Source organism: Paenibacillus sp. OV219, from assembly GCF_900110075.1.
GTDB lineage: Bacteria > Bacillota > Bacilli > Paenibacillales > Paenibacillaceae > Paenibacillus_Z.
Genome location: NZ_FOCJ01000008.1, coordinates 51,489 through 77,386 on the forward strand (window position 1 = coordinate 51,489; position 25,898 = coordinate 77,386).

16 protein-coding genes are annotated in these 25,898 nt (G+C 52.5%); 13 read left to right on the plus strand and 3 right to left on the minus strand.

Annotated features, from left to right (window positions below; all coding sequences use genetic code 11):
* The first annotated feature begins 6 nt into the window (after positions 1-6).
* The 8 genes from BMY11_RS19735 (at position 7) to BMY11_RS19770 (ending at position 10,737) form a co-directional block, all read left to right on the plus strand.
* Positions 7-903 (plus strand): carbohydrate ABC transporter permease, encoded by an 897-nt coding sequence (locus BMY11_RS19735; protein WP_090580098.1) that lies wholly within the window; start codon positions 7-9, stop codon positions 901-903.
* 140 nt (positions 904-1,043) lie between these two features.
* Entirely contained in the window at positions 1,044-2,621 is a 1,578-nt protein-coding gene (locus BMY11_RS19740; RefSeq protein ID WP_090580101.1) for a response regulator transcription factor, read from the plus strand.
* Positions 2,622-2,650: 29 nt separating this feature from the next.
* Positions 2,651-4,375, plus strand: a complete 1,725-nt coding sequence (locus BMY11_RS19745) for a sensor histidine kinase (RefSeq protein WP_177182726.1) — start codon at positions 2,651-2,653, stop codon at positions 4,373-4,375.
* 131 nt (positions 4,376-4,506) lie between these two features.
* Positions 4,507-5,628 (plus strand): family 8 glycosyl hydrolase, encoded by a 1,122-nt coding sequence (locus tag BMY11_RS19750; protein WP_090580107.1) that lies wholly within the window; start codon positions 4,507-4,509, stop codon positions 5,626-5,628.
* A gap of 88 nt (positions 5,629-5,716) precedes the next feature.
* The gene (locus BMY11_RS19755) at positions 5,717-7,876 is read left to right on the plus strand and encodes an alpha-glucuronidase family glycosyl hydrolase (RefSeq protein ID WP_090580109.1); all 2,160 of its coding nucleotides are present in this window, start codon (positions 5,717-5,719) and stop codon (positions 7,874-7,876) included.
* A 33-nt stretch (positions 7,877-7,909) separates the two neighbouring features.
* The gene (gene uxuA, locus BMY11_RS19760) at positions 7,910-8,989 is read left to right on the plus strand and encodes a mannonate dehydratase (RefSeq protein ID WP_090580112.1); all 1,080 of its coding nucleotides are present in this window, start codon (positions 7,910-7,912) and stop codon (positions 8,987-8,989) included.
* Positions 8,990-8,994: 5 nt separating this feature from the next.
* Positions 8,995-9,870, plus strand: a complete 876-nt coding sequence (locus BMY11_RS19765) for an SDR family oxidoreductase (RefSeq protein ID WP_090580655.1) — start codon at positions 8,995-8,997, stop codon at positions 9,868-9,870.
* Between the two features lie 72 nt (positions 9,871-9,942).
* On the plus strand, positions 9,943-10,737 hold the full coding sequence (locus BMY11_RS19770; RefSeq protein WP_090580115.1) for a Nif3-like dinuclear metal center hexameric protein: 795 nt from the start codon (positions 9,943-9,945) through the stop codon (positions 10,735-10,737).
* 1,090 nt (positions 10,738-11,827) lie between these two features.
* On the opposite strand, the gene BMY11_RS19775 is transcribed toward BMY11_RS19770, so the two are convergent.
* Together BMY11_RS19775 and BMY11_RS19780 are read right to left on the minus strand one after the other, a co-directional pair.
* Positions 11,828-15,859, minus strand: a complete 4,032-nt coding sequence (locus BMY11_RS19775; protein ID WP_090580118.1) for a glycoside hydrolase family 10 protein — start codon at positions 15,857-15,859, stop codon at positions 11,828-11,830.
* Positions 15,860-16,090: 231 nt separating this feature from the next.
* Positions 16,091-16,969, minus strand: coding sequence for a LysR family transcriptional regulator (locus BMY11_RS19780; protein ID WP_090580658.1), 879 nt, complete (start codon positions 16,967-16,969; stop codon positions 16,091-16,093).
* Positions 16,970-17,135: 166 nt separating this feature from the next.
* Here BMY11_RS19780 and zwf point away from each other — a divergent pair, with 166 nt between their 5' ends.
* Genes zwf through fsa form a run of 3 tightly spaced genes read left to right on the plus strand, consistent with a single transcriptional unit; the run spans position 17,136 to position 21,349 of the window.
* Positions 17,136-18,680 carry a glucose-6-phosphate dehydrogenase gene (zwf, locus tag BMY11_RS19785; protein WP_090580121.1) on the plus strand — a complete coding sequence of 515 codons (1,545 nt, stop codon included), beginning with the start codon at positions 17,136-17,138 and terminating at the stop codon, positions 18,678-18,680.
* Complete coding sequence (gene tkt, locus BMY11_RS19790) at positions 18,658-20,652, plus strand: transketolase (RefSeq protein ID WP_090580124.1); 1,995 nt, start codon at positions 18,658-18,660, stop codon at positions 20,650-20,652. Before zwf ends, tkt begins: the two co-directional genes overlap by 23 nt.
* Positions 20,653-20,683: 31 nt before the next feature.
* On the plus strand, positions 20,684-21,349 hold the full coding sequence (gene fsa / locus BMY11_RS19795; protein WP_090580127.1) for a fructose-6-phosphate aldolase: 666 nt from the start codon (positions 20,684-20,686) through the stop codon (positions 21,347-21,349).
* A 1,038-nt stretch (positions 21,350-22,387) separates the two neighbouring features.
* Here fsa and BMY11_RS19800 read toward each other — a convergent pair.
* Entirely contained in the window at positions 22,388-23,284 is an 897-nt protein-coding gene (locus BMY11_RS19800; RefSeq protein WP_090580130.1) for an ankyrin repeat domain-containing protein, read from the minus strand.
* Positions 23,285-23,432: 148 nt separating this feature from the next.
* Here BMY11_RS19800 and BMY11_RS19805 point away from each other — a divergent pair, with 148 nt between their 5' ends.
* Positions 23,433-24,611: an acyl-CoA dehydrogenase family protein gene (locus tag BMY11_RS19805; RefSeq protein ID WP_090580133.1), complete on the plus strand. Its 1,179-nt coding sequence runs from the start codon at positions 23,433-23,435 to the stop codon at positions 24,609-24,611.
* Complete coding sequence (locus BMY11_RS19810; protein WP_090580661.1) at positions 24,604-25,815, plus strand: acetyl-CoA C-acetyltransferase; 1,212 nt, start codon at positions 24,604-24,606, stop codon at positions 25,813-25,815. The genes BMY11_RS19805 and BMY11_RS19810 overlap by 8 nt, the downstream gene beginning before the upstream one ends.
* Positions 25,816-25,898 lie beyond the last annotated feature (83 nt).

A 25,898-nucleotide genomic window follows, 5' to 3' on the forward strand; every position in this document is an offset into this window, starting at 1 on the left:
AGCCAGATGATCAAAAACGCATCTTTGGGAGATAAAATATTCGTAATTTGCAACTACACTTTTTTGGCCTTACTTATGGTCATCACCTTATATCCATTCTTGAATACGCTCGCTTACTCGCTTAATGCCGGACTTGACTCACTTAAAGGCGACATTTATCTATGGCCAAGACTGTTCTCGATCGAGAATTACAAGTTTGTATTCAAGGAAGCGACGATTCTCCACGCTACACTTATTTCGGTCCTTCGTACGATAATCGGTACGGTCATTACGGTGTTCTGTTCGGCGATGGTGGCTTACACGTTAAGCCGTCAGGACTATGTACTGCGTAAGTTCATTACAATCGCATTTATTCTTACGATGTATTTTTACGGCGGTTTAATTCCAGTGTTCCTATTGATGCGCGATTTGCACTTGGTTGGAAGCTTCTGGGTTTATATCTTCCCAGGCGTAATCGGCGTATTCAACCTGATTGTCATCCGTTCCTTTATCGAGGGGCTTCCCGAGAGCATCATGGAATCCGGACGAATTGATGGCGCCGGCGATTTCCGCACGTTCTTCAACATCGTGCTGCCGCTCTGTCTTCCAGTTCTCGCAACGGTGGCGTTGTTCACGGCGGTGTACCAGTGGAACTCTTGGTTCGATGTTTTCTTGTACAACTCGTCTGACATCAATCTGAGCACGCTGCAATACGAATTGATGAAAATTTTGCAGAATTCCAACGTTTCCTCGGCAACGATGGAGAGCGGATTCGCGAATTCGGGCGGGACAACTTCGATGGTCACGCCGCTCTCGATTCGAGCGACGATGACGATTGTGGCATCGGTACCGATGATTATCATTTATCCGTTCCTTCAGAGGTATTTCGTGAAGGGTATGACGGTTGGCGGAGTAAAAGGTTAATAATACGAATGAGGCGCATGCTGCTATTGGCATGTGCCTGCGTTGTTTCTCGGCAAGTGAATAAATCAGGTAGAACGTGCTATACTTTTCAAAAGTGCTGCCACATCTTGAAAGCGATTGCAACGTAAGGAGGCGTGCTGATGCGTAGAGCTATTCTGGTTGACGATGAAGTATTTGCCCGCAAAGGGCTTGTTGGACTTATTCCTTGGGAACAATATGGCTTCGAGATTATCGCTGAAGCTGAGGACGGGGAAGAAGCTCTTGCGCTTATCGAACAACATAAGCCTGACCTTGTTATTACAGATATTCGAATGCCCGTACTCGATGGGCTTGAATTAATCCAGACCGTTCAAGAGCGTCTTGGCAAAGCCGTCAAGTTCATTATTATAAGTGGGTACGGCGATTTCAAATATGCACAGCAGGCTGTTCGTTTCGGCGTCCATGATTACTTGCTGAAGCCGATTGACGAGGATGAGCTGATGGAGACGCTGCAGCGCATAGCGGCGATGCTCGATAGTACGCCAAGCTGGACGCAGGAAGGCAATCCGATGCTGCAAGCTTCGTTATTTGAACAGCTCATATCCGGCAAGGCCGACGACAAGACGCTGTCCGAAGCGGCCCAATATCTCGCATTGCAAGGCGATAAGCCGCTGCGCTATATCGCGCTTGAGCTGAATGATATTGCTGCGGATTCAACGGATGAGCAAAGAAACAGCCAGATTGAGATGGTGAGAGAAACAATTGTCGAGCTCTTGAAGCGCAGGCTTGAAATCACGCCGGTTGTCTACGTGCGGAGTCAGTCGGAGCTTGGCATTATTTTACGCCCTGATGTTAATCCCGCTTGGACGGTGCGACTTGGGGAAGAATTAGTCCGTGCTGCGAAGGGCCAGATCATGGAAGGCACGGTGCCTCTTGTCTATGTTGGAGCGACAGCAGAAAGCTTACGCGAGGTCAAACAATCGTACCAGAGCGCGATGGAGCTCATGCGGCTCAAGTATGCTTTTGCAAACCAAAGCGTGATTGTATTTGACGACTTAGGGGGGATGAAGCTGCAGTTCAAGGAGCTGGAGCCATCGTTCTATTCCGAGCTGATGGAGCGGCTTGAGGAGCATGACAACGGGGGTGTGAACCTACTTGCCGATGCGATGTTCCGCGCGTTTCAGGAGCAGCGGTTTGCCTTGGAGTCGATGACCTCATCGCTTGCAAGATGCGTGCACGAAGCGACCCGGATCATCCAAACCATGCAAGGCGACGAGAGCAAGCTTACTAATTTGCAGCCTATTCTGCAGTGGCATAACGAACCGCGTACGCTGCAAGGCGTAAAGCAGCTGCTGACCCAGTTTCTGTCCGAGTGCATGACTTCGATTGCATCGCTGCGCAGTACGACGATGAGAGGCGATATCGGCAAAATTCGAAGCTATATCGAGACGAACTATACGAGTAATATTAGCTTGAAGAGCATTGCGAAGCTCTTCTACATGAATCCGGTCTATCTCGGCCAACTGTTCAAGAAAACCTACGGTGTCTACTTTAACGATTTCCTGCTGCAAATCCGTATTCAGGAAGCGAAGCGCCAGCTGCGCCAAACCGATAAGAAGATCTATGAGATTGCAGCTAGTGTCGGCTTCGGCAACCCGGATTATTTTGTCAGCCAGTTCGAGAAGGTTGAAGGGAAGACGCCGACCGAATATAAGAACGCCATGATTGCCAAGAAGTGAGCAGAATGTTATCCGGGGGATCCACCTTTATGAAGTTAAGCGCATTCCACAATATTAGGCTTCGCAGCAAAATGCTGATGATCTATTTCTTGTCCGTGTTTATCCCGGTCATTCTGACGAACGTGATCTTCTATAACATTACGACGAACAACGTCAAAAATCAGAAAATGCGAGATTTGTCGCTGGCGATGGAGCAGATGCGCAACGAGCTGATGTACCAGGCAGATGCAGTCATCGGGATCGCTACGGTGCTGTACACCGATTCGATTCTGAATGATTACCTCGATACAAGGTACGTCAATGATTCGGATTACGTCTACAACTATCACTCCTACATTACGGACATGCTGGAGAAATATACGCCTGTGTATAGAGCCATTCAGCGAATTACCTTGTATACGAATAACGATACGATCATCTATGGCGGCTATGTTTACCCGATCTCCGGAATTAACAAGCAAGCAAGCTGGTATAAGCAGCTAATGTCGTCCGGAACGTCCAATCCGATAATTGTGGAGGATTCGGAGTCTGTCTCTAAGCCTGCGCTCAGTGTAGTCGTCAGAATGAGCAATACGACCGGACTGAACGTCTTTGACAAAATCATTAAGATTGATTTGCATCCCGAGCTCGTTAAACAGATCCTCAGCAATGTTACGCTGGAGGGCAATGTGTATTTGATGGAGGGCGACAATGTCCATTATAAGCTCTACTCCGGCGATAACGGCATGAGCGAAGAGTCAGAGGACGGTGCCATTGTCATTGAAGAAGACTTGTCGAATAAGTCCTACTTCAGCAATTGGCGAATCGTCGGCAAATTCCAGGAACGACAAGTGCTTGAAGAGGTACGCAAGTCAAAGGAATTCGTTCTTTATATGGCGCTGCCGAACATTCTGATCCCGTCATTGATCATCATCTGGTTCACTCGATCGCTTAACCAGCGGTTATTCCGCATCTTGAAACAGATGAAACGGGTTAAGAATCATAGCTTCGAGCTGATTGAGAACGAAGAGACGAATGACGAGATCGGCCAGCTGACTTCGGAATTCAACCATATGACGATGCAGCTTAGAAGCCTTATTCATGACGTGTATATGGCGGATATTCAGAAGAAGGAGCTTGAGCTTGGGCGCAAGCAATCCCAGCTTCATGCGCTGCAAAGCCAGATCAATCCGCATTTTCTGTTCAACTCGCTGGAGACGATTCGGATGCGCAGCTTGATGAAATCGGAAGAAGAAACGGCGAAGATCATCCATCATCTGGCGAAAATTTTCCGTAAGTCGTTGTCCTGGGGACGAGATCTGGTTAGCGTCAGAGATGAGCTTGATCTGGTAGATAGCTTTCTAAAAATCCAGAAATACCGGTTTGGCGACAAGCTGGACTACCTCATTGAGGTGGATGATGATTGTGTTTCGAGGCTCATTCCAAAAATGACGCTGCAGCCACTTGTGGAGAATTCCAGCATTCACGGCATTGAGCCAATGAAGCTGCCTGGTTTCATCCGCGTTAGCGTGCAAAAGTCGAGCAGCGGCGATGGTATTGTCTGCACGATTGCCGATAACGGTGTCGGCATGTCTTCGGAGAAGCTGAGCCAGCTTCAGTACGATATGAATCATTCGGAGGAGCTCGGCGAGAGCATCGGAATGCGCAACGTCTTCTTGCGGCTGAAGCTGTTCTACGGAGATGAGGCGAAGTTCTCGATAGACAGCGTGAAAGATCAAGGGACGACCATACGTATCGAGATTCATTCTCTATAGTTCAGGCTCTATAGATCAGTCTCTATAGTTTCCTAAGTGCGAAGTATAGTTTAGTGGGTAAATAAACTTTTGCCCGCTTTGTATACTTGATAGGTCTATTAAAAGCGCTTACAAGGAGGCGATAAGGGCGAATGAACGCGAACTATCGCAATCTTCTGCTCGACTACGGCTATGAAGAGTCCGCAATCGACCGCAAGGTCGAAGAGACGTGGGAGCTGCTGTTCGGGGAGCATGAGGCGACACGCATCTATTACCCGGCTGGAGACGATATGGGCTATATGCTGGACACGGGCAACCTCGATGTTCGTACAGAGGGCATGTCCTACGGCATGATGATGGCGGTGCAGCTCGGTAAGAAGGATGTATTCGACCGGCTGTGGCGCTGGAGCTATCAGTATATGTATATGACGACAGGCCCGAATAAAGGGTATTTCGCTTGGTCCTGCAACACGGATGGGATGAAGCGTTCGAATGGTCCTGCGCCGGATGGCGAGGAATATTACGCACTTGCGCTGCTGTTCGCGTCGCACCGATGGGGCGACGGGGAAGCGCCGCTTGATTACAGTGTAAAGGCGCGCCAGCTGCTGCATGACTGTATCCATAATGGCGAAGATGGCGTAGGGTATCCGATGTGGAACCCGGACAATAAACTAATCAAGTTTGTACCCAATTGCGAATACAGCGATCCTTCGTATCATTTGCCGCATTTCTATGAGCTGTTCGCTCTCTGGGCGAATGTTGCGGATCGTCCATTCTGGCGGGAAGCGGCGATTGCTAGCCGCAGCTATCTGAAGATCGCATGCCATCCTACGACGGGGCTATCCCCGGAGTATGCGCATTATGACGGCACGCCGAATGATGAACGCGGCTACGGGCATTTCTTCAGCGATTCGTACCGGGTAGCCGCCAACATTGGACTTGAGGCATCCTGGTTCGGCGCGACCGAGTGGATTCGCCAGGAAGCGGATCTGATTCAAGCCTTCTTCTCGGATAAGAACCCCGAGGATTACCGGCGGTATACAATCGCGGGTGAGCCTTTCGAGGAGAAATCGCTACATCCAGTCGGTCTTATCGCGACGAATGCGACAGCATCGCTGGCTTCGCCGGAGGGTCCGCACGCACGCTCCTCCGTGGCGTTGTTCTGGCGTACACCAGTACGTGACGGTGAGCGCAGGTACTATGACAATTGTCTTTATTTATTCGCATTATTGGCTCTGAGCGGGCGCTATCGGATTTGGCATCCGGTGCAATAAGCGCTTAAGTGTTTGTGGCGAGGGTCTCCTATTAGCGGAGGCTCTTTTCATTTCGGCATGATAGGTAGAGATAGAATGGGAGTGGTGGATGATGAATCGGACGACTTTGATAGATAGTGGCTATGATTGCTGGTTAGGCTATAAGCGGATCGCGGATGACTCGGTGCGTGAGAGCTACTTGGAGCGCTGCTCGCGGTATGTGGTGATCGGTGGAGAAGGGCAAGGCGAAGGGGAAGGCAAAGGCGAAGGCGAAACCGGAGGAGAAACCAGAGGCGGAGGTAGAGGTGAAATATCGGTGCTGCGCACCGCGAGCAAGGAGCTGTGTCTTGCGCTTACTTCGCTGCTTGGCAGCGATGTGCGCGAGAGCGCGGTCGAGAGTGGGAGTTTGGGAGGAACGATTGTTGCAGGCGTGTATGGCAGTTCCCCGGTGTTTGAGCAGTTGGCGCATACTTATGATTTTGCTGAGCTAGGCGATGAAGGCTACATCATTCATGCTTCGGAAGAGGACGGGGACGGGAGTATCTATTTGACGGCGTCGTCGGATAAAGGCGTACTGTATGCTGTCTTCCATTTCATTCGTCTGCTGCAAACGGGCGGGACGCTTGCGGGCCAGCAGATTCGGGAAGTAGCGCGGAACGGGCTGCGCATGATCAACCATTGGGACAATATGGACGGATCGGTTGAGCGCGGCTATGCAGGCGGGAGTATTTTCTACAAAGATGGAAGATTCATAGAAGATAAGAGCCGCATTCGGGATTATGCCCGCTTGCTTGCTTCTGCGGCGATCAATGCGATCTCGATCAATAACGTCAATGTGCACAGGCAGGAGTCGAAGCTCATTACCGACGAGTTTCTGCCGGATGTCGCCGAGGTTGCTGGGATCTTCCGCGAGTATGGAATTCGCCTTTATTTGAGTGTGAACTATGCGAGTACGATTGAGATTGGCGGGCTGGATACAGCGGATCCGCTTGATCCAGTTATTGCTGCATGGTGGAAGGATGCGGCTGCGAAGATATATAGGTACATCCCGGATTTCGGCGGTTTTGTCGTGAAGGCGGATTCGGAGTTCCGCCCAGGTCCGTTCACGTATGGCCGGAATCATGCGGATGGCGCTAATATGCTGGCAGATGCGATTGCACCGTTTGGTGGAGCGGTCATCTGGCGCTGCTTCGTCTACAACTGCTTACAGGATTGGCGCGATCGGAAGACGGACCGTGCCCGCGCGGCGTATGATCATTTCATTCCGCTGGACGGTGAGTTCCGGGACAATGTGATGCTGCAGATCAAGAATGGACCGATGGACTTCCAAGTTCGCGAGCCAGTGTCGCCGTTGTTCGGCGGCTTGACGAAGACGAATCAATTGCTAGAGCTGCAAATCGCTCAGGAGTACACTGGGCAGCAGCGGCATGTCTGCTACCTGATTCCGCAGTGGAAAGAAGTGTATGACTTTGACACGTATGCATGCGGAGAGAAATCTACTGTGGCGGAGATCGCCAGTGGCAGATTGTTTGGTCGTGCGCGCGGCGGCATCGCGGCTGTCTCGAACGTTGGCGATGACCTGAACTGGTGTGGTCATGTGCTGGCGCAGGCGAATTGGTACGGCTATGCACGGCTTGCGTGGAATCCGGATTTGAGCGCGGAGCAGATCGCTTCGGAGTGGATTCGGATGACTTTTGGACTGGATGAGGAATTGGAGCGCGTCGTGCTGGATATGCTGCTTGGCTCATACAACATCTACGAATCGTACACAGCGCCGCTTGGGGTAGGCTGGATGGTGAATCCGAATCATCACTATGGACCGAACGTTGACGGCTATGAATATTCCAAGTGGGGGACCTACCATTACGCTGACCGCCAAGGTATGGGCGTTGACCGTACGGTGCTTTCGGGCACAGGCTACGCAGGTCAATATCATGCGCCGGTTGCGGAACGCTATGAGTCGCTGGATGAGTGCCTGGATGAGATGCTGCTGTTCTTCCACCATGTCCCTTATTTGCACGTATTGCATAGTGGCAAAACGATCATTCAGCATATTTATGATACACATTTCAGTGGCGCGGAGCAGGCAGCCGAGCTGCTCGAGAAGTGGGATTTACTCGCTTCTAGAGTGGATAGCGGGCGATTCGAGCACGTGCGCGAACGTTTAGCTCATCAGGCGGAGCATGCGTGCGAGTGGCGCGATATGATTAACACGTACTTTTACAGAAAATCCGGTATTGCTGACGAGCAGGGCCGCGTTATCTATTAAGCTCGGGATCGGGCAGAAAGGTGGGGAAATGATATGCGTATGGTGTTTCGCTGGTATGGAACGGGCAATGATACGGTAACTTTGAGGCAGATCAAGCAAATTCCGGGCGTGGAAGGTATCGTCTGGGCGCTGCACGACATGCCGGCTGGTGAAGAGTGGCCGATGGATAAGATTCAGGCGTACAAGGAAGATGCTGATCGTTACGGCCTGCATCTAGAGGTCGTCGAGAGTGTAAACGTGCACGAGGACATTAAGCTTGGCTTACCTTCGCGTGATGTATATATCGAGAACTATAAGCGGACGATTGCGAAGCTGGCGACTGTCGGGGTTAAGACGATCTGCTACAATTTCATGCCCGTGTTCGACTGGGTTCGTACGGACTTGTTCAAGGAGATGGCGGACGGCTCTACGGCGTTGTTCTATGAGAAAGCGAAGGTCGATCAGATGGATCCGGTTGAGCTTGTGAACCGGATTGCGAATGATGTCGATGTGACGATGCCTGGCTGGGAGCCGGAGCGGCTGGGGCAGCTGGCTCCACTATTCGAGAAGTACAAGTCTGTCTCGGAGGAGGACTTGTGGGGGAATCTGCAATATTTTCTCGAGCAGATCATTCCCGTCGCGGAGCAGCATGACATACGGATGGCGATTCATCCGGACGATCCGCCGTGGCCGATCTTTGGGCTGCCGCGCATCATGACGGGGCAGGCGAGCATCCGCAGGCTGCTTTCCTTGGTGGACAGTCCGTACAACGGTGTGACACTGTGCAGCGGCTCGCTCGGTGCGAACCCGGACAATGACATCGTCGCGATGGTGCATGAGTTTAAAGGGCGTATCCCATTCGCGCATATTCGCAATGTTCGCGTGTACGACAATGGCGATTTCATCGAGACATCGCATCGCACGGAGGATGGTACGGTTAACATCGCGGGCATCGTGCGTGCCTACTACGAGAGTGGCTTCACCGGCTATGCGCGTCCGGATCATGGACGACATATTTGGGATGAGCAGTGCCGTCCAGGCTACGGGTTGTATGACCGGGCGCTCGGCATTATGTATCTGTGGGGTGTCTGGGATTCAATGCGTGCAGGTGAAAGGAGCGGGAGTGGGGTATGACGGGGATGACAGGTTCAGTGGCAGGGTTGAAAAATATTCCAGTTCATGACAACTTGCGGGGTAAGGTTGCTGTCGTTACCGGAGGGAGCGGCGTGCTCTGCTCTGCGATGGCTGTCGAGCTCGGATGCCAAGGAATGAAGGTGGCGATTCTAAACCGCACGGAGGAGAAGGGGCGTGCAGTTGCGGAAGCAATTCGCGCTGCGGGCGGCACGGCGATTGCTGTTGTGTGCGACGTCTTAGACGCTGCAAGTGTAGAGGCTGCGGCTGCAAGGGTGAAAGAGGAGCTTGGCGATTGCCATCTATTGATTAATGGTGCCGGCGGCAACCACGCGGAGGGGACAACGACGAATGAGACGTTCAAGCCAGAGGACCTCGGCCAGCCAGACATTCGGACGTTTTTTGACCTGACGCAGGCTGGCTTCGGCTACGTGTTTGATTTGAACTTCCGTGGCACGCTGCTGCCGACGCAAGTGTTCGCCAAGCAGATGCTGGGCAAGGAAGGCGCGTCAGTTATTAATATTTCATCGATGAGCGCTCCGAGTCCGATGACGAAGGTGCCAGCTTACAGCGCTGCGAAGGCGGCGATTGACAACTTCACACAGTGGCTCGCGGTGCATATGGCGGAAGCGGGCATTCGCGTGAATGCGATCGCGCCGGGCTTCTTTTTGACCGAGCAGAACCGGAAGCTGCTCATCCGTGAGGACGGCGCTTTAACCGAGCGTTCTAACAAAATCATCACGCATACGCCGATGCGCCGCTTCGGCCAGCCGAACGATTTGCTCGGAACGCTCGTATGGCTCGCGGATGACGCGGTGTCCGGGTTTGTCACCGGCATTACGGTGCCTGTCGACGGCGGGTTTATGGCTTATGCCGGTGTGTAAAATGGAATACGGCGGGACGTTTGGATATCTAGTCATTCGCATTGAAGTTGGACTGGATTGCGGAGGGCAACGATGACGGCAATTGTACGCATTCGGGATGTAATCGATGCGTTGGGTGGTCCTGTGGGCACTGACGCCTTGTGCTTCGGAGAGCCTGAGGAGATCGTGACAGGCATCGCAGTTGCGTTCACGGCATCGCAGCAAGTGTTGGAGCAGGCGCAACAGAACGGCTTGAACTTGATTATTTCGCATGAAGGGCTGTTCTATAGCCATCATCATCAGTCGTATGCGAAGCTGATCGAGGTCAAGGACCCTGTTTACGAGGCCAAGCTGCGCACAATAGCCGAGCATCGTTTGGCGGTCTACTGCTATCACGATGGCTTGCATCGGCAGAAGGTCGACGGCATTATGGAAGGGCTCTTGGCGGAGCTGGGCTGGGACGCTTATGTGCAAGAGCACGAGCGGGCAGCTTCAGTCGTCGAGCTACCGACTTGTACCGTAGGCGAGCTAGCAGAAGAGTTGAAACGCAAGCTCGGCATCAGACTCGTACGTGCTGCCGGCGACTTGACGATGACCTGCCGGCGGGTCGGCGTTCTAGTCGGATTTCGCGGAGGCGGCGAGGTGGCTATTCCACTATTCGAGCGACACCAGCTCGATGCCATCGTGTATGGCGAAGGGCAGGAGTGGGAGACACCAGAGTACGTGCGCGATGCGTACTATGGGGGCAGGAAGAAGGCGCTGCTAGTGCTGGGCCATCTCGAGAGCGAGCAGCCGGGCATGAAGCTGCTTGCCGACCGGCTCAGCGTTAGATTCCCGGATGTGCCGGTGCATTATATGCCGGTGGATTCGTTGTTTACTGTTTTGTAGTGAAAGACTGTCTAGCAAGTCACAAGGTGTGGCTTGCTAGACAGTTTTTTGTGTTGAGAGTCGGATATTCCGACTCTCGTGCAGTAATCAGGAGGAAGCTGTTGCTGAGAGTCGGATATTCGTACTCTCGTGTTTGAAATCGTGAGTTTTTACGGTTGAGAGTCGTATTTATCGATTCTCAGTTTCAAAACGCGCCGAAAGTTGGCTGAGAGAACACATATGTGCTCTTCCCGCCGCCGCCCAACAAACTAACCAACAATCTGTAGCTGAGTGAACACATATGTGCTCTCAGCAACCAAAACGCACCGGAAGTTGGCTGAGAGAACGCATATGTGCTCTTCCCGCCGCCGCCCAACAAACTAACCAACAATCTGTAGCTGAGTGAACACATATGTGCTCTCAGCAACCAAAACGCGCCGGAAATTGGCTGAGAGAACACACCATGTGCTCTCATCACGAGAAAGTAGCGCCTCACGCCGCCGATATTGGCAGCTTCCTTATCTGAGAGTGCTGAATCTGCACGCTCGGAGCAACAATCGGCCGATTTTCATGCTGAGAGTACGTATTAGGCTCTCTCAGCTCCGCCAAGTTGCCGATATCGGCAGTTTCTTTATCTGAGAGTGCGTATTCCGCACGCTCGGAGCAACAATCGGCCGATTTTCATGCTGAGAGTACGTATTAAGCTCTCTCAGCTCCGCCAAGTTGTCGATATCAACAGTTTCTTTATCTGAGAGTACTGATTCAGCACGCTCGGAGCAGCAATCGGCCAATTTTCATGCTGAGAGTACGTATTCCGCACTCTCAGCTCAATCATGCCGTCGATATCAACAGTTTCTTTATCTGAGAGTACGTATCCCGCACGCTCAGAGCAATAATCGTCTGATTTTCGCGCTGAGAGTACGTATTAGGCTCTCTCAGCTCAGCCAAGCCGCCGACATAGGCAGTTACTTTATCTGAGAGTACGTATTCCGCACTCTCAGAGCAACAATCGGCTGGTTTTCGCGCTGAGAGCTCATATACGCTCTCTCGCGAACTCCAGAACACAAAGAACCAACCGCATGCGGTTGGTTCTTTGTGTTTACTCTAGGATTTATAGCTTCCACATGCGGTACAGCATGACCGCCGCTTCGGCACGGGTGAGCGAATCGTTCGGCGAGAGCTTGCCACTATTGCCGATAACGATTCCTGCTTTCACCAAAGCTGCTGCGCTGTCTTTGGCATAAGCAGATACGCTCGATGCGTCAGAGTAAGCGTCCAGGCTTCCACTTGCCGCGACCTTCTTGCCTGCTGCCGCCAGTGCGCGTGCTGCAAGCACCATCATATCTTGACGGGTGATTGTGCTGTCAGGCTTAAATGTATTGTCTCCAAAACCGGTGGCAATTCCGAGCTCCTTCGCAATGCTCAGCTCTTTGAAGTAATAAGCGCTCTGCGAGACATCGCTGAATGCCGTCCCATCTTTGCCCGTACCTTTCAATTCAAGTGCTCTTATAAGCAGCGCGATGAAGTCTGCACGTTTAATGGAAGCTGCGGGAGAGAAGCTGTCTGCAGACGTTCCTTTGATAACATCGCGTGCTGCCATCGCTTCAATCGCTTGCATCGCCCAAGGTACGCTCGCCAGGTCACCGAAGGATTTCACCACAGAGGCTACCGCATAAGTACTAAAATGGGTCGTTTGGAACACGATCGTTCCAGTTACTGCATCATATCGGCCATTCGGTATCGCAGTTACGCTGCCATCGCCAGCAATGTACCAAACAACGAGTGAATCCGGATTGCCGAGCTCTTCCGCTGTTGGTGTGTATGGAACTGAGATCGTTACCGGTGCATCCGGGTTGTTCCATGCAATTACTTGGTCGCCTGCTGCGATACTCAGATCGATAACAGGACGGTTTCCGATCTGCTCGCGAGTAGTTGAATCCAACTTTTCCACATCAGCTTTAGCTACGCGGAAGCTTACTTGATCCGTATTTCCTGTCACATTAGACAACATGTTGCTCGGAATTTGAATAGTCGCTGTGTCCGTTTTCAATGAAAGCTCAAAGGATTCTTGACCTTTCAGGCTCTGCGAAGGCAATTGCACTTCGTAAGATGTCGCATTTGCTTGCGCAGGCACATCGATTACAATTTGTTTCTTGCCGTTTGCTGCTGGTACAGCCTGCTCGATTGCCTTTTTCAAACTATCGTCGGAAACTACGCTTGTTACTCGTCCTGCCTCACTCTTGACGGTAGGCTTAATTGTAACAACGCCGTCTTCGTTATTCATGCTTCCTGTCGAGGAAGTAGATCCGCTACCTGACCCTGATCCCGAGCCTGATCCCGACCCTGATCCCGAGCCTGATCCCGAACCGCTACCCGACCCTGACCCGGATCCCGAACCGCTACCCGACCCCGAACCCGATCCATTATCTCCGTCACCCGATCCGTCACCCGAATCCGTTTCTTTCGTAAGGTTCAGCACACCGTAAACGGAAGTGTCCATATATCCGGTACCCGTTGTATCGTTCCATGCCGCAACACTTTGACGGCTGCCGTCTTTCGCGTCATTGATCTGTACGTCAAAACCTAGCTTCGTCTTGTCGGCAGGTGTGATCGCACTGAGCGGAATCTTCACTTCAATCGTGTAGTTCGTACCGGAAACATCAGTCGCGGATTCGAAGCCCGTCGCGATGCTATCCGGATTAAAGGATGCTTGGTTATCAAAGTTAATCCGGTATTGTCCGTCGTCATCCTGATAGGAGGATGTCTTGCCATTGTTTTGATCCAAGAAAATTTCGACGGAATCCTGTTCGTACTTGTTTTCGCTCGTTTTGTCGAGCTGAGCGTCGTTAACTTGAACCAAAATGTACAGGTTCTGATCATCCCAGAGTGCTTTGGCTACTCCTGTTGCTCCTTGCCATGCCATCTGGTATTGGTTAATCGGGAGCGCAGTCGTCTCACTCCAAACGGAATCAACCGTGCCATCAATGACTGGTGTAGCGTAATGAGCAGATGCTTCCTTTGCTTCCTTCACTACAGGCTCATGTGCTGAGATGAAAGTATCTGGGTCTATAACGCCATAGTATGCTGGTTTGGCTTGCAAATCCTTGTCAAACAATAGCGGATTGGTAGAAGCCCGCCAGCTCGTGTTATCATCCATTCCCCAGAAAGTCACACGTTCAATATCGGCTGCGTGATCTTTGAAAATATTCATCAGCTGTGCGTACAAATAACCTTGAGCATTAGCAACAGAATCGGCCAGCTGATAGTTGCTTCCCGCCTGAATGTCCATCTCGGTAACGCTGACCGTGACACCTAGGGAAATAAACTTCTCCAGGGACAGCTCAACATTTTCCGGATTCGTGTTTACATTATAGTGTGCCTGCATGCCTACGCCGTCGATAAGAAGTTTACCAGGGTGCGTCTCGGCATAATTGTCATTCAATTCTTTGACCATGTTGTAAATGGCCTGTGCTTTATTCTGGTTATCCTCATTGTAATCGTTGTAATAGAGCTTAATATTCCAATCCGGATGGGCGTCCAGCACTTCTCTTGCCGCTAAGAACGCTTGTTCAATGTAGTCGGAGCCAATGGCATTATACCAAGGCGTCTGACGAAGCGAAGCTTTCCAATCTGCCGGGTTCGACGGGTTATCGTTCATCGCTTCATTAACGACATCCCAAGAGATGACCTTGTCTGCAAAATGCGTCATAACCGTCTCGATATGAGTTTTCAAGTTAACGAGCGCTTCTTCCCGGCTGAGAGGGCTGCCGCCAGAAGTATTCATCCAAGTAGGCGTCTGCTGATGCCAGACCAGTACGTGTCCATGCATTTGCAAGCCAGCATCAACCACTTTAGTAACGAGAGCATCAGCCGCCGCGAAAGTAAAGGTGCCCTTCGTAGGCTGCAATGCGTCAGGCTTCATGGCGTTGCCAGCTGTAGCGATGTTAAAATGCTTCTTCAGAAGTTCCAGTCGAACGCCATCCAAATCCTCAGCAGATATCGCGTTGCCGATGAGGAAGTCGCTTTGATAAGCATCTTTTATTGGAGTCAGGTCATTCTGAATGGTAATCGGGCCAGAGCCGGATTTCACAAAGTTAATATCGTCGATATAGTAAGAGGCTGTTTTGTTACTGGAGCTTTCTACATAGATAGTCAAATATTCGCTGCTCACATTGTTGTAACGATAGGTCCCTTGGAACTGAACCCATCCGTCGGTTGCATTAATGGTTTTCGCCGAGAGGGTCACATAGTTGGCGCTGCTTCCGCTGCCGACCTGCGTAGACAGCTGGAGCTGCGAGCTTGCAGGAGAGATCAGCTTGACCCACGCCGTTACTTGATACTCATAGCCCTTGTCTACGTTTTTCTCCACACGCAGAGTCGGACCGTGCCAAGAATCTGTTCTGCCTTCCACTTTCAACGCGTAAGAGCCGCCTTCGGTATGATTATCTGCATTGGTAACCGTCAGCGTTTCCGTGCCTGCTCGACCTACAAAACCGCTTGCTGCTTGGTTCTCAAAGGTTATAGGTGTGAAAGGAATAGCAGGGTCCCGAGTTGGTTCTACAACTGGACCTGGATCTTCGCCGCCGCCTGAGGTCGCCTGTTCGGTGATCAGAATATCTCCAATGTAGAACGGAACCGGAGCACCTTCGCCGTTGGAGGATACACGCAATCTAGTGTTGCCGCCGCTTGTGTCAACCGTATACTCCTTCGTCAACGTGAAAGCATGACCAGCCGCGAAGCTTGTAAAGAAGAGATCTGTATAGTTCTCTGCGGTTTTAAGGCCTGCTTTTGCCCCCGAAGGTATTTGTACATCTGAGTCCACATAACCCGTGACTGTAACCGTATAGGTCTTGCCGTTTTCCAAACCGATTTTGCTAAATTCGAAGTCGGCTCCATCCCAGTTGTTCGCTCTATTGGCGACATACAAAGCTTTACCGTCGGAATTGCCGTCGAAGGATTTATCGACTGCCGACAGGTTGGCTCCGCCGGATTGTACAGACAAGCCTTTACCGTCTGCAAAAGTTTCATGATAAACCGTGACCGTCGTATCTGCAGCCTTCGCGACCTGCGCGAACAAGCTTGAAGGGATGAGTAAAGCAGCTGCGAGTAAGAACGAGATGACTTTTTTTAGAGTTCTGCTCATGTAACATATTCCCCCTAAATAATTTTCTTATAATAATTAAGCGCTTACAAAACACTTTATCAGTGGTCCTCCTCTTCATGATTAATTGTATCTTGTATCCAGAAATGCTTTTACCCGAGGAACTATAGAATCTACTGTAATAACTTAATATGGATTTGTAAGTTTTGCTTGGACAAGCTCCGAATGCCAAAAAAAAAGCTAGCAGGCTACCACGCCCACTAGCGAATTACATTACCCAATCATCTCCATAAACCTCACTGCTGCACTAGACACCGGCATGCTGCGCATCGTCATGATCCCGACCTGTGAAGGCGGCAGCTGCACGTCGAGCTTAATTTCGAACAGCGATCCGTCCTCAAGCTCTTTGGACACGAACTCCCTTGTCACATAGGAGATGCCGAGTCCTTTACGCGCCAGTTCGATGAGCAGATCGACGCTGCCGACTTCTATCTCTGGCTTTATCGTATGTCCGTAGCTCTGGAACAGCTCCGATATCGCCATCCGCGCCCGGCTGTTGCGTGAGAACAGAATAACCGGATACTGCTGCAGCTTCTCTAGCGACAGCGATACATTCCTCAGCTCTGCATAATGCGGTCCAGCAACGAAACAGTCCTGCAGCTGCAAGCTCTCCCGCACCTCAAGCTGCGGATCCGTAATCGGCATTCGCACGACCCCGAGATCAATACGTCCTTCTTTCAGGAATGAAATAACCTCCGGAGTCGTCCCATGGTTCAGGTGAAGCCGAACACCAGGGTACTTCCGATGATAATCTTCTAAGTACGGGAGGATATAATGCTTGAAGAGGGAGTCGCTTCCGCCGATTCGCAGCTCGCCGCTGTCGAGATTTTTGAGCGCGGCCATTTTCTCTTCTGCGAGTGAAATGAGAATTTGCGATTGTTCGATATAAGAATATAGAACAGCTCCTTCTTGCGTCAGCGTCACACCTTTGGGATTGCGGTAAAATAACGCGATGCCGAAGCTGTCCTCCAGCTGCTTAATCGCGTGGCTAACGCTTGGCTGCGTAATGTATAACGCTTTGGCTGCTTGCGTGAGGCTTCCCGTCTTCGCTGCCCAGTAGAATACTTTGTACAGCTCGTAGTTTATGTTCATAGACATGGTCTATAGCTCCTGTGAAATATATTAATTACATGTATATGTGTTAATCGTATTATAGTGGAATTAACGAAGAGAAGCTAGCGGCAACGAGCGGCCAGGCGATCAGCAAAAGCAAGCCGCCCTGACAGTGCTGCATGGCAAGGAAGGAGAACGATTACTTATGGAGTCAATGACGCTTATTCTGTTCGGTGCCACAGGAGATTTAGCCAAACGCAAAATCTACCCGGCACTCTACAACCTATATATCGACGGCAAGCTGCCGTCGTCTTTTTCCGTATTCGGGCTTGGCAGAAGAGAGCTCACGAATGAAACGTTCCAGGCGAATGTAGAGCAATCGCTACGGACGTTCTCCAGACGAGAACCAGGCGACGAGGCAGTGGTGAAAAACTTCTCGAACGCGTTCCGCTACAGCGTGCTTAACATCGGCCATGAGGAAGATTACGTGAAGCTGCTTCGCCTTGTTGAGGAGCGGGAGGCAGCACTCGGAGCGGTGCCGAATCGGATGTTCTACCTGTCCGTCGGACCGGAGTTTTTCGAGCCAATCGCAGCGAATATCCAGTCCAGCGGGCTTGGCGGTGCTGACGGCTGGAAGCGTCTGATCATTGAGAAGCCGTTCGGTCACGATCTGCAATCGGCGAGAGAGCTGAATGAGAAGCTGAGCGGTGCTTTTGCCGAGCAGGAGATTTTCCGCATCGATCATTATTTGGGTAAGCCAATGGTTCAGAAATTAGAATATTTGCAGCGCTCGAACCCTGTCATTCAGGCACTTTGGACGAACCGCCACATTGCGAATGTGCAAATTACCGCGAATGAGACGGTCGGCGTTGAAGAGCGCGCGGGCTATTACGATCATTCTGGCGCAGTCAGAGATATGTTCCAGAACCATATGCTGCAGCTTCTCATGATGCTGGCAATTCATATTCCAAGTAACGGCACCTCTGAGGTTGTGCGGTTGCGGAAGAAACAAGTGATGGAGGCGTTGGTGCCGCTGCAGAGCGACAACATCCAATCCTCAATCGTTCGCGGTCAATATGCTGCGGGAAACATGCAAGGCAAGCCGGTTAGCGGTTATACATCCGAGCAGGGAATCCCGGAATCGTCGATGAACGATACGTTCATTGCAGCAAAGCTTGAGATTGATGATTATTTCTGGCGTGGCGTTCCGTTCTATATTCGTACCGGCAAAAGAATGCAGGAGAAATCCACGCGTATCGTAGTCGAATTCAAGGAACCGCTGAAGCAGCAAGGAACACAGCAGTCGGAGCAGCTGGAGCCGAATTTGCTGGTCATTGATATTGGTCCCCAAGAAGGCATCACACTGCAACTGAATATGAAGGACTCGCGGGAAAAGGATGCTTTTGAACCGATGAATATCGAATTCCATACGAGCTCGCAAGACGTGCCGGAAGCCTATGAGAATTTGATTCACGATGCGATGCTCGGTGATCCGACGTTCTTCGCGCATTGGGATGAGGTGGAGCTGTCCTGGCAATGGGTACAGCCGATCCTCGATGCTTATCAGGCAAACCGCATTCCGCTGCTTCCCTATCAAGCGGGATCTTATGGACCGCGCGCATCTGAGGAGTTACTCGCCAGAGATGGTCACCGCTGGTGGTTAGATAAAGAATTGGAGCATGAGCAAGAACAAATAAATGAGGTCAAAGAAGGAGAAGGAACAAATTATGCCTACAACACAAACGATTGATCAATTAGCGATTGATACGATCCGGACATTGTCCATCGACGCGATTAACAGCGCGAATTCAGGACATCCGGGATTGCCGATGGGAGCTGCGCCAATGGCGTACACGCTCTTCGCCAATCATCTTAGCCACAATCCGGCGCATGCCAAATGGTTCAACCGCGACCGTTTCGTTCTATCCGCGGGCCACGGCTCGGCTTTGCTATACAGCCTGCTGCATCTGACTGGCTATCAAGTCAGCATTGAAGATCTGAAGCAGTTCCGCAAGCTGAACAGCAAGACGCCGGGTCATCCCGAGTTCGGACATACAGACGGTGTAGATGCGACAACTGGACCGCTCGGTCAAGGTGTTGCGAATGCAGTCGGCATGGCGATGGCAGAAGCGCATCTTGCTTCGAAGTACAACCAAGAGGGTTTCCCAGTTGTTGATCATTATACTTTTGCTCTGGTCGGAGACGGCTGCTTGATGGAGGGAATCTCCTACGAAGCGATGTCGATGGCGGGCCATATGAAGCTCGGCAAGCTGGTCGTGCTGTATGATTCGAATGATATTTCGCTTGATGGCGACTTGAGCCTCTCGTTCGGCGAGCAGATGCAGAACCGCGCAGCGTCCGCGAATTGGCAGTACCTGCGTGTTGAAGACGGCAACGACATTGAACAGATTGGCGCAGCGATTGCAGCAGCGAAGCAGCATGATTCGCAGCCGACATTGATTGAAGTTCGTACCGTTATCGGCTACGGCAGTAAAAATGCAGGTACGCACAAGGTGCACGGTAATCCACTTGGCAAAGAAGAAGCTGTCGCGACAAAAGCGGTATACGGCTGGAAGTATGAAGAAGAGTTCGCGGTTCCAGCTGAAGTGCGCTCGCATTTCAGTGGGCTGAAGGAGCAAGGCGCGGCGAAGGAAGCGGCATGGAATAGCTTGGTGTCGGAATATACAGCTCAGCATCCGTCGCTGGGTAAGGAGCTTGCAGCGGTCATTGATGGATCGGTTACGATCAACGCAGCGGATATCCTGACATTTGACCCATCGAAGACGGTCTCAACTCGTGTTGCAAGCGGCAATGCGATTAACCATTATGTGAAGCTCGTGCCTTCGATCTTCGGCGGAAGCGCGGATCTGTCGCACTCGACGATGACAGATATTAACGGCGAGAAGAAGTTTGCAGTGGAATCTTATGCAGGACGTAATATTTACTTCGGCGTTCGTGAGCATGCGATGGGAGCGGCAGGTAACGGTATGGCGCTGCACGGCGGCGTGAAGCCTTTTGTCAGCACGTTCTTCGTATTCAGCGATTACTTGCGTCCGTCGATTCGTCTGGCAGCTTTGCAGAAGCTTCCGGTCACGTATGTGTTCACACATGACTCCATCGCGGTTGGCGAAGACGGTCCGACGCATGAGCCGGTTGAGCATCTTGCAGCACTGCGGACGATCCCAGGCCTGACGGTTTTCCGTCCAACGGATGCGAATGAAACGGCAAGCGCATGGGCATATTCACTGCAGCAGCAAGAAGGACCAGTCGCTCTTGTACTGAGCAGACAGAACCTGCCTATATATGAAGCGACGAGCGGGAACATCGACAGCTTGTCCAAAGGCGCATACGTGCTGACGGAAACAAACGATCAACCAGATGTAATCCTGATCGGAACAGGCTCTGAAGTATCGCTGGCGGTAAATGCGAAGGCTGAGCTAGAGAAGTCGGGCGTCTCTGTACGCGTCGTTGCGATGCCGAGCCGTGAGCTGTTCGAGCGTCAGGCTGCGAGCTATAAAGAATCGGTGCTTCCTGCAGCTGTGACGAAGCGTGTTGCGATTGAAGCGGGCATTTCGCTCGGTTGGGATCGCTATGTAGGACCAAGCGGCACTGTTCTGTCGGTTGATACATTCGGCGCTTCCGGTCCAAGCGGGGAAGTTTTGGAGTACTTCGGCTTCTCGGTAGACAATGTGGTTCGATTGGCAAAAGAATTGCTAGGTTAAAAATATAATCGTAATGGAGGCAAGAATTGCGATGAAATTTTTTATAGATACTGCGAATTTGGAAGATATTAAGAAGGCTTATAGAGTCGGGGTGCTCTCCGGCGTAACGACGAATCCGTCCCTGGTTGCAAAGGAAGGCGTAAAGTTTGAGGATCGGATCGCGGAGATTTTGCAGGAAGTGCCTGAGGTTGAATCGGTGTCGGCTGAAGTAACGCCTGACGCACTGACGGCGGAAGAGATGATCGCACAAGCGAATGAGCTGATCAAGATCAACGACTACGATAAGAACATCACGATTAAGGTGCCGATGACGCTTGCCGGTCTTGAGGCTTGTCGTTACCTGAGCAAAAAAGGCGTCAAAACGAATGTCACGCTCATCTTCACCGTGAACCAAGCGTTGCTCGCGGCTCGCGCCGGTGCGACTTACGTCTCACCGTTCCTTGGACGACTTGACGACATTTCGGAAGATGGCGTTCAGCTGGTAGCAAAAGTAGCAGAGTTGTTCCGCATTCACAACCTGGATGCTCAAATCATCGCAGCATCCGTTCGCCACCCTGACCACGTCACTCGCGTAGCGATGGCTGGCGCGCATATTGCGACGATTCCGTTCTCGGTCATCGAGCAAATATCTAAGCACCCGTTGACGGAGCAAGGTATGGAGAAGTTTGCGGCGGATTGGAAGAAGGCTGTTTTGTAAGTTTTGAGGTGAGGTGGCGGTGAGCCAGTTGAGCTTGGGGGAACCCGGTAACCTTCGGGGCACCTCGGCGGCAAACCCCGGTAAACCCCGGTTAGACTTTTTTTGTGGTCATTTCGACGCCAATAAGCGTTGTATGTTCCGTTAGAAGATCAGCATCTTTTATAAGGACCTCCTGAATGCAGATTCAGGAGGTCTTTTATTTGTGCTTAGTTAGTGAAGGGAGTGTGTTTGGAGCAGCTGCTTACCTCGTTACTCCGAAACTTTCACTTTAGTTGTTAAACTAACTAGTCACTTTGCCTCGGTTCGCAGCTTGCCGTGAAAGAGGTCCAGCAGACCAGCTTCATTCTCCAATAGTTACTCAAAAACGCCGAAGAGGTCCACCAGACCAGCTACATTCGCTGAAATTTACTCAAAACCATCGAAGAGGTCCACCAGACCAGCTACATTCACTGAAAGTTACTCAAAAACGCCGAAGAAGTCCAGCAGACAAGCTACATTCACTGAAAGTTACTCAAAACCATCGAAGAGGTCCACCAGACCAGCTGCATTCACTGAAAGTTACTCAAAAACGCCGAAGAGGTCCAGCAGACAAGCTACATTCACTGAAAGTTACTCAAAACCATCGAAGAGGTCCACCAGACCAGCTACATTCACTGAAAGTTACTCAAAAACGCCGAAGAGGTCCAGCAGACCAGCTACATTCACTGAAAGTTACTCAAAACCATCGAAGAGGTCCACCAGACCAGTTACATTCACTGAAAGTTACTCAAAAACACCGAAGAGGTCCAGCAGACCAGCTACATTCACTGAAAGTTACTCAAAAACGTCGAAGAAGTCCACCAGTCCAGCTACATTCGTATGTTCTGGCGAAGTGTGGGGGTTAGACCTAAGGGGGGATGTGGACACCAAATTGGCGGAGAACGGGAGGTTTGGCGATCAAGAAGGGTATTGAGACCCTCCATTGGCGAAGAACAGTTGCATAGCACGAGCTACCACAAAGAGAGGTGCCCAGTCGCTACCTCTCTTTCCCCTATTAACCTAAGCTTCGCTGTCGAGACGCAACAGCCGCGCTTCCGTCTCCGCCTGCTTGAAATGGTTCGCCCAGCCCGCCGGAGTAGAGTTGTACCGGCGGTCACGCTTGCCGAGGTCGGCGCCGCGGCTATGCAGGAGCTCCACCAGTGCGACGTTGCCCGACGCTGCTGCCCAGTGGAGCGCAGCTCCGCCGGTTTCGTCGAAGCCGCGCGGGATCGCGTTCACGTCCGCGCCGCGGTCAAGCATGAAAGCAGCGGCCCCCACTCTGCCGCCGATACAGGCGTAAATGAGCGCCTGCTGCAGCAGCTCATTCGCTACAGGCTCGCCGGTAATCGGCGTATTGACCGGCTCCCGGTGTACGCCGGCGCTATTAAGCAGCTGGCCGTCTTCACCGAAGAAGCCCGGCAGCAGCTCAGTCCGCCCCACAGCGGCAGCTAGCTCAAGATCAAGCGCTGCGCCTCGAGCAAGCAGCAGATCCCGCACCTGCGTGCAGCCATACCAGATCGCCTGAGCCAGCGGCCGGCGGTCGTCGTTCAATCCATTAACGGATGCGCCTGCATCCAGCAGCAGCGCAGCCATTTGCACGTCATCGTTGCTGGCAGCCCACTGCAGGCCGGTCTCGCCGCGATCTAGATCAATTGCGCGCGCATTCACATCTGCGCCTGCCGCAAGCAAAGCTTGTCCAATCTCAAGCTGGCGTGGATAATGGCCGGGCCAGTCGCAGAGATGATGCAGCAGCGTACGCCCCTGCATGGAGCGCGCCTCTGCAAGCGCGGGAAACCCCCATAGCAGCTCCGCCAAACGCTCGACTGCGCCTGATTTTACCGCACGACATGCCTCACGGAACACTTCGGCTAAATCTATGTCCCGCGCCTCGAAATCAATCTCATTGCTATAGCTCATGCAGCGAACAGCTCCATCCCTCGAAATGTCAAAACAAGCAGCTTTATCCTCACTCTATCATGAATTGGCTCCGGCGAAAATACGATGTAATAAGCACCCATAGTGAAGCAGCTCTCTGTCTTTAGCCGAAGAGGGAGGAGCGTACAAGATGGATTTTCAGCTTACGGATGAACAGCTCATGATTCGCGAAATGGCGGCCCGGTTTGCAGAAAATGAAATTGCGCGTGCAGCAAACAGTTTGGATGAAGCGGAATTGTTCGATCGGAGTTCGTTTCAAGCAATGGCGGAGCTCGGTTTCACCGGCTTGCCCTGGCCCGAAGCTGCCGGCGGAGCAGGTGGCGGCTTCGTAAGCTTCGTGCTTGTGCTGGAGGAGCTGTCCCGTGTCAGCGCATCGCTCGGAGCGGCTCTGTGGGCACATGTTTATTTGGCGGCTTGGCCGCTTTATACGTACGGCAGCGGCGAGACGAAGCGGAACTACCTGAAGGCACTCATTGACGGTAATCGCATTGGTTCAGGCGTTCTTCCGGGAACGGTGTCTGGCAGCACCTCGCTGCGCGTTGGCGTTGTCGCAAGGGTGGAAGAGGAGGCGGAAGAGGAAGGCTATGTGCTCGACGGTGTGCAAAAATATGTCCTTGGCGGCTCGACCGCCGACTTCTTCATTATCTATGCGGAAACAGGGCTGAGCAAGGCGGGCAGAAGGAAGCGCTATAGTGCGTTCATCGTGGAGCGTGATTGCCCCGGCCTCGTTATCCAGCCGGTCATGAAGAAGCTCGGGCTGCGCTCGGCGGGTATGGCGCATCTCAAATTTACGCAGAGCCGCATCCCGAAGCGGCAGCGGATCGGGCGCGAAGGGCAAGGCGGGCCGATTGCAAGACTTGCGGCGGCAAGCGTTCGCTATGGACTTGCGGCAGTAGCTGCGGGCATCGCGCAAGGGGCGGCGGATGCGGCGCTCGCTTATGCGATGGAGCGGACTCAGTTCGGCAAGCCGATTGCAAAGCATCAGGCGATAGCTTTTATGCTTGCGGATATGCGGACGGCGGCGGACGCCTCGAGGCTGCTCGTTTATCAGGCGGCAGATCGAGAAGACACCGAGGGAGTTGCTGACGACAAAAAGTCGGAGCTGGCGCTTGCTTTTGCAGCGGATGCGGCTGTGAGGTCGACTACCCAGGCCGTGCAAGTATTCGGCGGCTACGGGTATATGAAGGAGTTTGCGGTAGAGCGGTATATGCGAGACGCCAAAGCCGTGCAAATCTGCAAAGGACTTGAGCTTGCCGTGCCGAAGCTGCCGCGCAGAAAGGGGGGACGCCATCGCCATGTCCATGGCTGAGCTTGTAATTGCCGGAGGGGCGCGTACCGCCTTTGGCAAGTTTGGCGGTGCATTGAAAGGAATGAGAGCGGTCCAGCTTGGAGGCATCGCAATCCAAGGGGCGCTGCAGAAGAGCGGGGTCCAGCCGCATACGGTGGACGAAGTGATGATGGGTATGGCCGTTCAAGCGGGAGCGGGGCAGAATCCGGCGCGGCAAGCGGCGGATTATGGCGGTATTCCGCCTGCGGTGCCTGCGGAGACCATTAACAAGGTGTGCGCTTCCGGCATGCGCAGCCTGACGCTCGCTTCGCAGATCATTACAGCAGGAGATGCGGAGCTAATCGTAGCCGGCGGCATGGAAAGCATGAGCAGCGTGCCATACTCGTTGCCGGATGCACGCTTCGGTCTCCGCATGGGTGACAGCAAAGTGTTGGATTTGCTGCAGCGGGACGGCCTGCGCTGCGCCTTCGCCGATATGCACATGGGTGATTATGCAGATACCATCGCTGCTGATTACGGCATTTCAAGGCTCGAGCAGGACGAGTGGGCATTGCGCAGCCATGAACGCGCGGTGCAGGCGAGCATGCAAGGGGTGTTCCTATCGGAAATTATTCCGGTCCCGCTATCAGCTGGCACACCTGCTCAGATGAAGAGCCACGTGTTCGCCATCGATACCGACGAAGCGCCGCGCGGGGATACAAGCGCGCAGAGGCTTGCCGCACTCTCCCCTGTGTTCAAGGGCGGCAGCTCCGGCACGATAACCGCCGGCAATGCCCCCGGGCTGAACGACGGCGCGGCTGCGCTCGTCGTCGCTTCGAAAGAGAGAGCGCTGCGTGACGGCTTATCCGTGCATGCGGAGCTGCTCGGGCATGCAGCGGTCAGCGTGGAGCCGCGCAATTATCCGATTGCACCGGCTTTCGCGGTGCAGAAGCTGCTCGCGAAGCAGGGGCTGACGCTAGGCGCAATTGACCTCTTCGAGATTAACGAAGCTTTTGCGGTCGTAGTGCTGGCATGCAGTAAGCTGCTTAGCTTGGAAGCGGACAAAGTGAACGTGCATGGCGGTGCTATCGCGCTCGGGCACCCAATTGGCGCGAGCGGTGCGCGCATCGTGCTTACGCTCATTAACAGCCTGGAGCGGCGCGGCGGCGGCCTCGGCATCGCAGCGATCTGCAGCGGCGGTGGTCAGGGAGACGCAGTGCTGGTACGAGTAGGAGGCAGGGTTTGAGCAGCCAAGCAGCAGCTGATTAACTATTCTGCAGCTGCGGCTTTAGTCGGTGCAGTAGTTGTTGCAGTAGCCGTGACTTCACA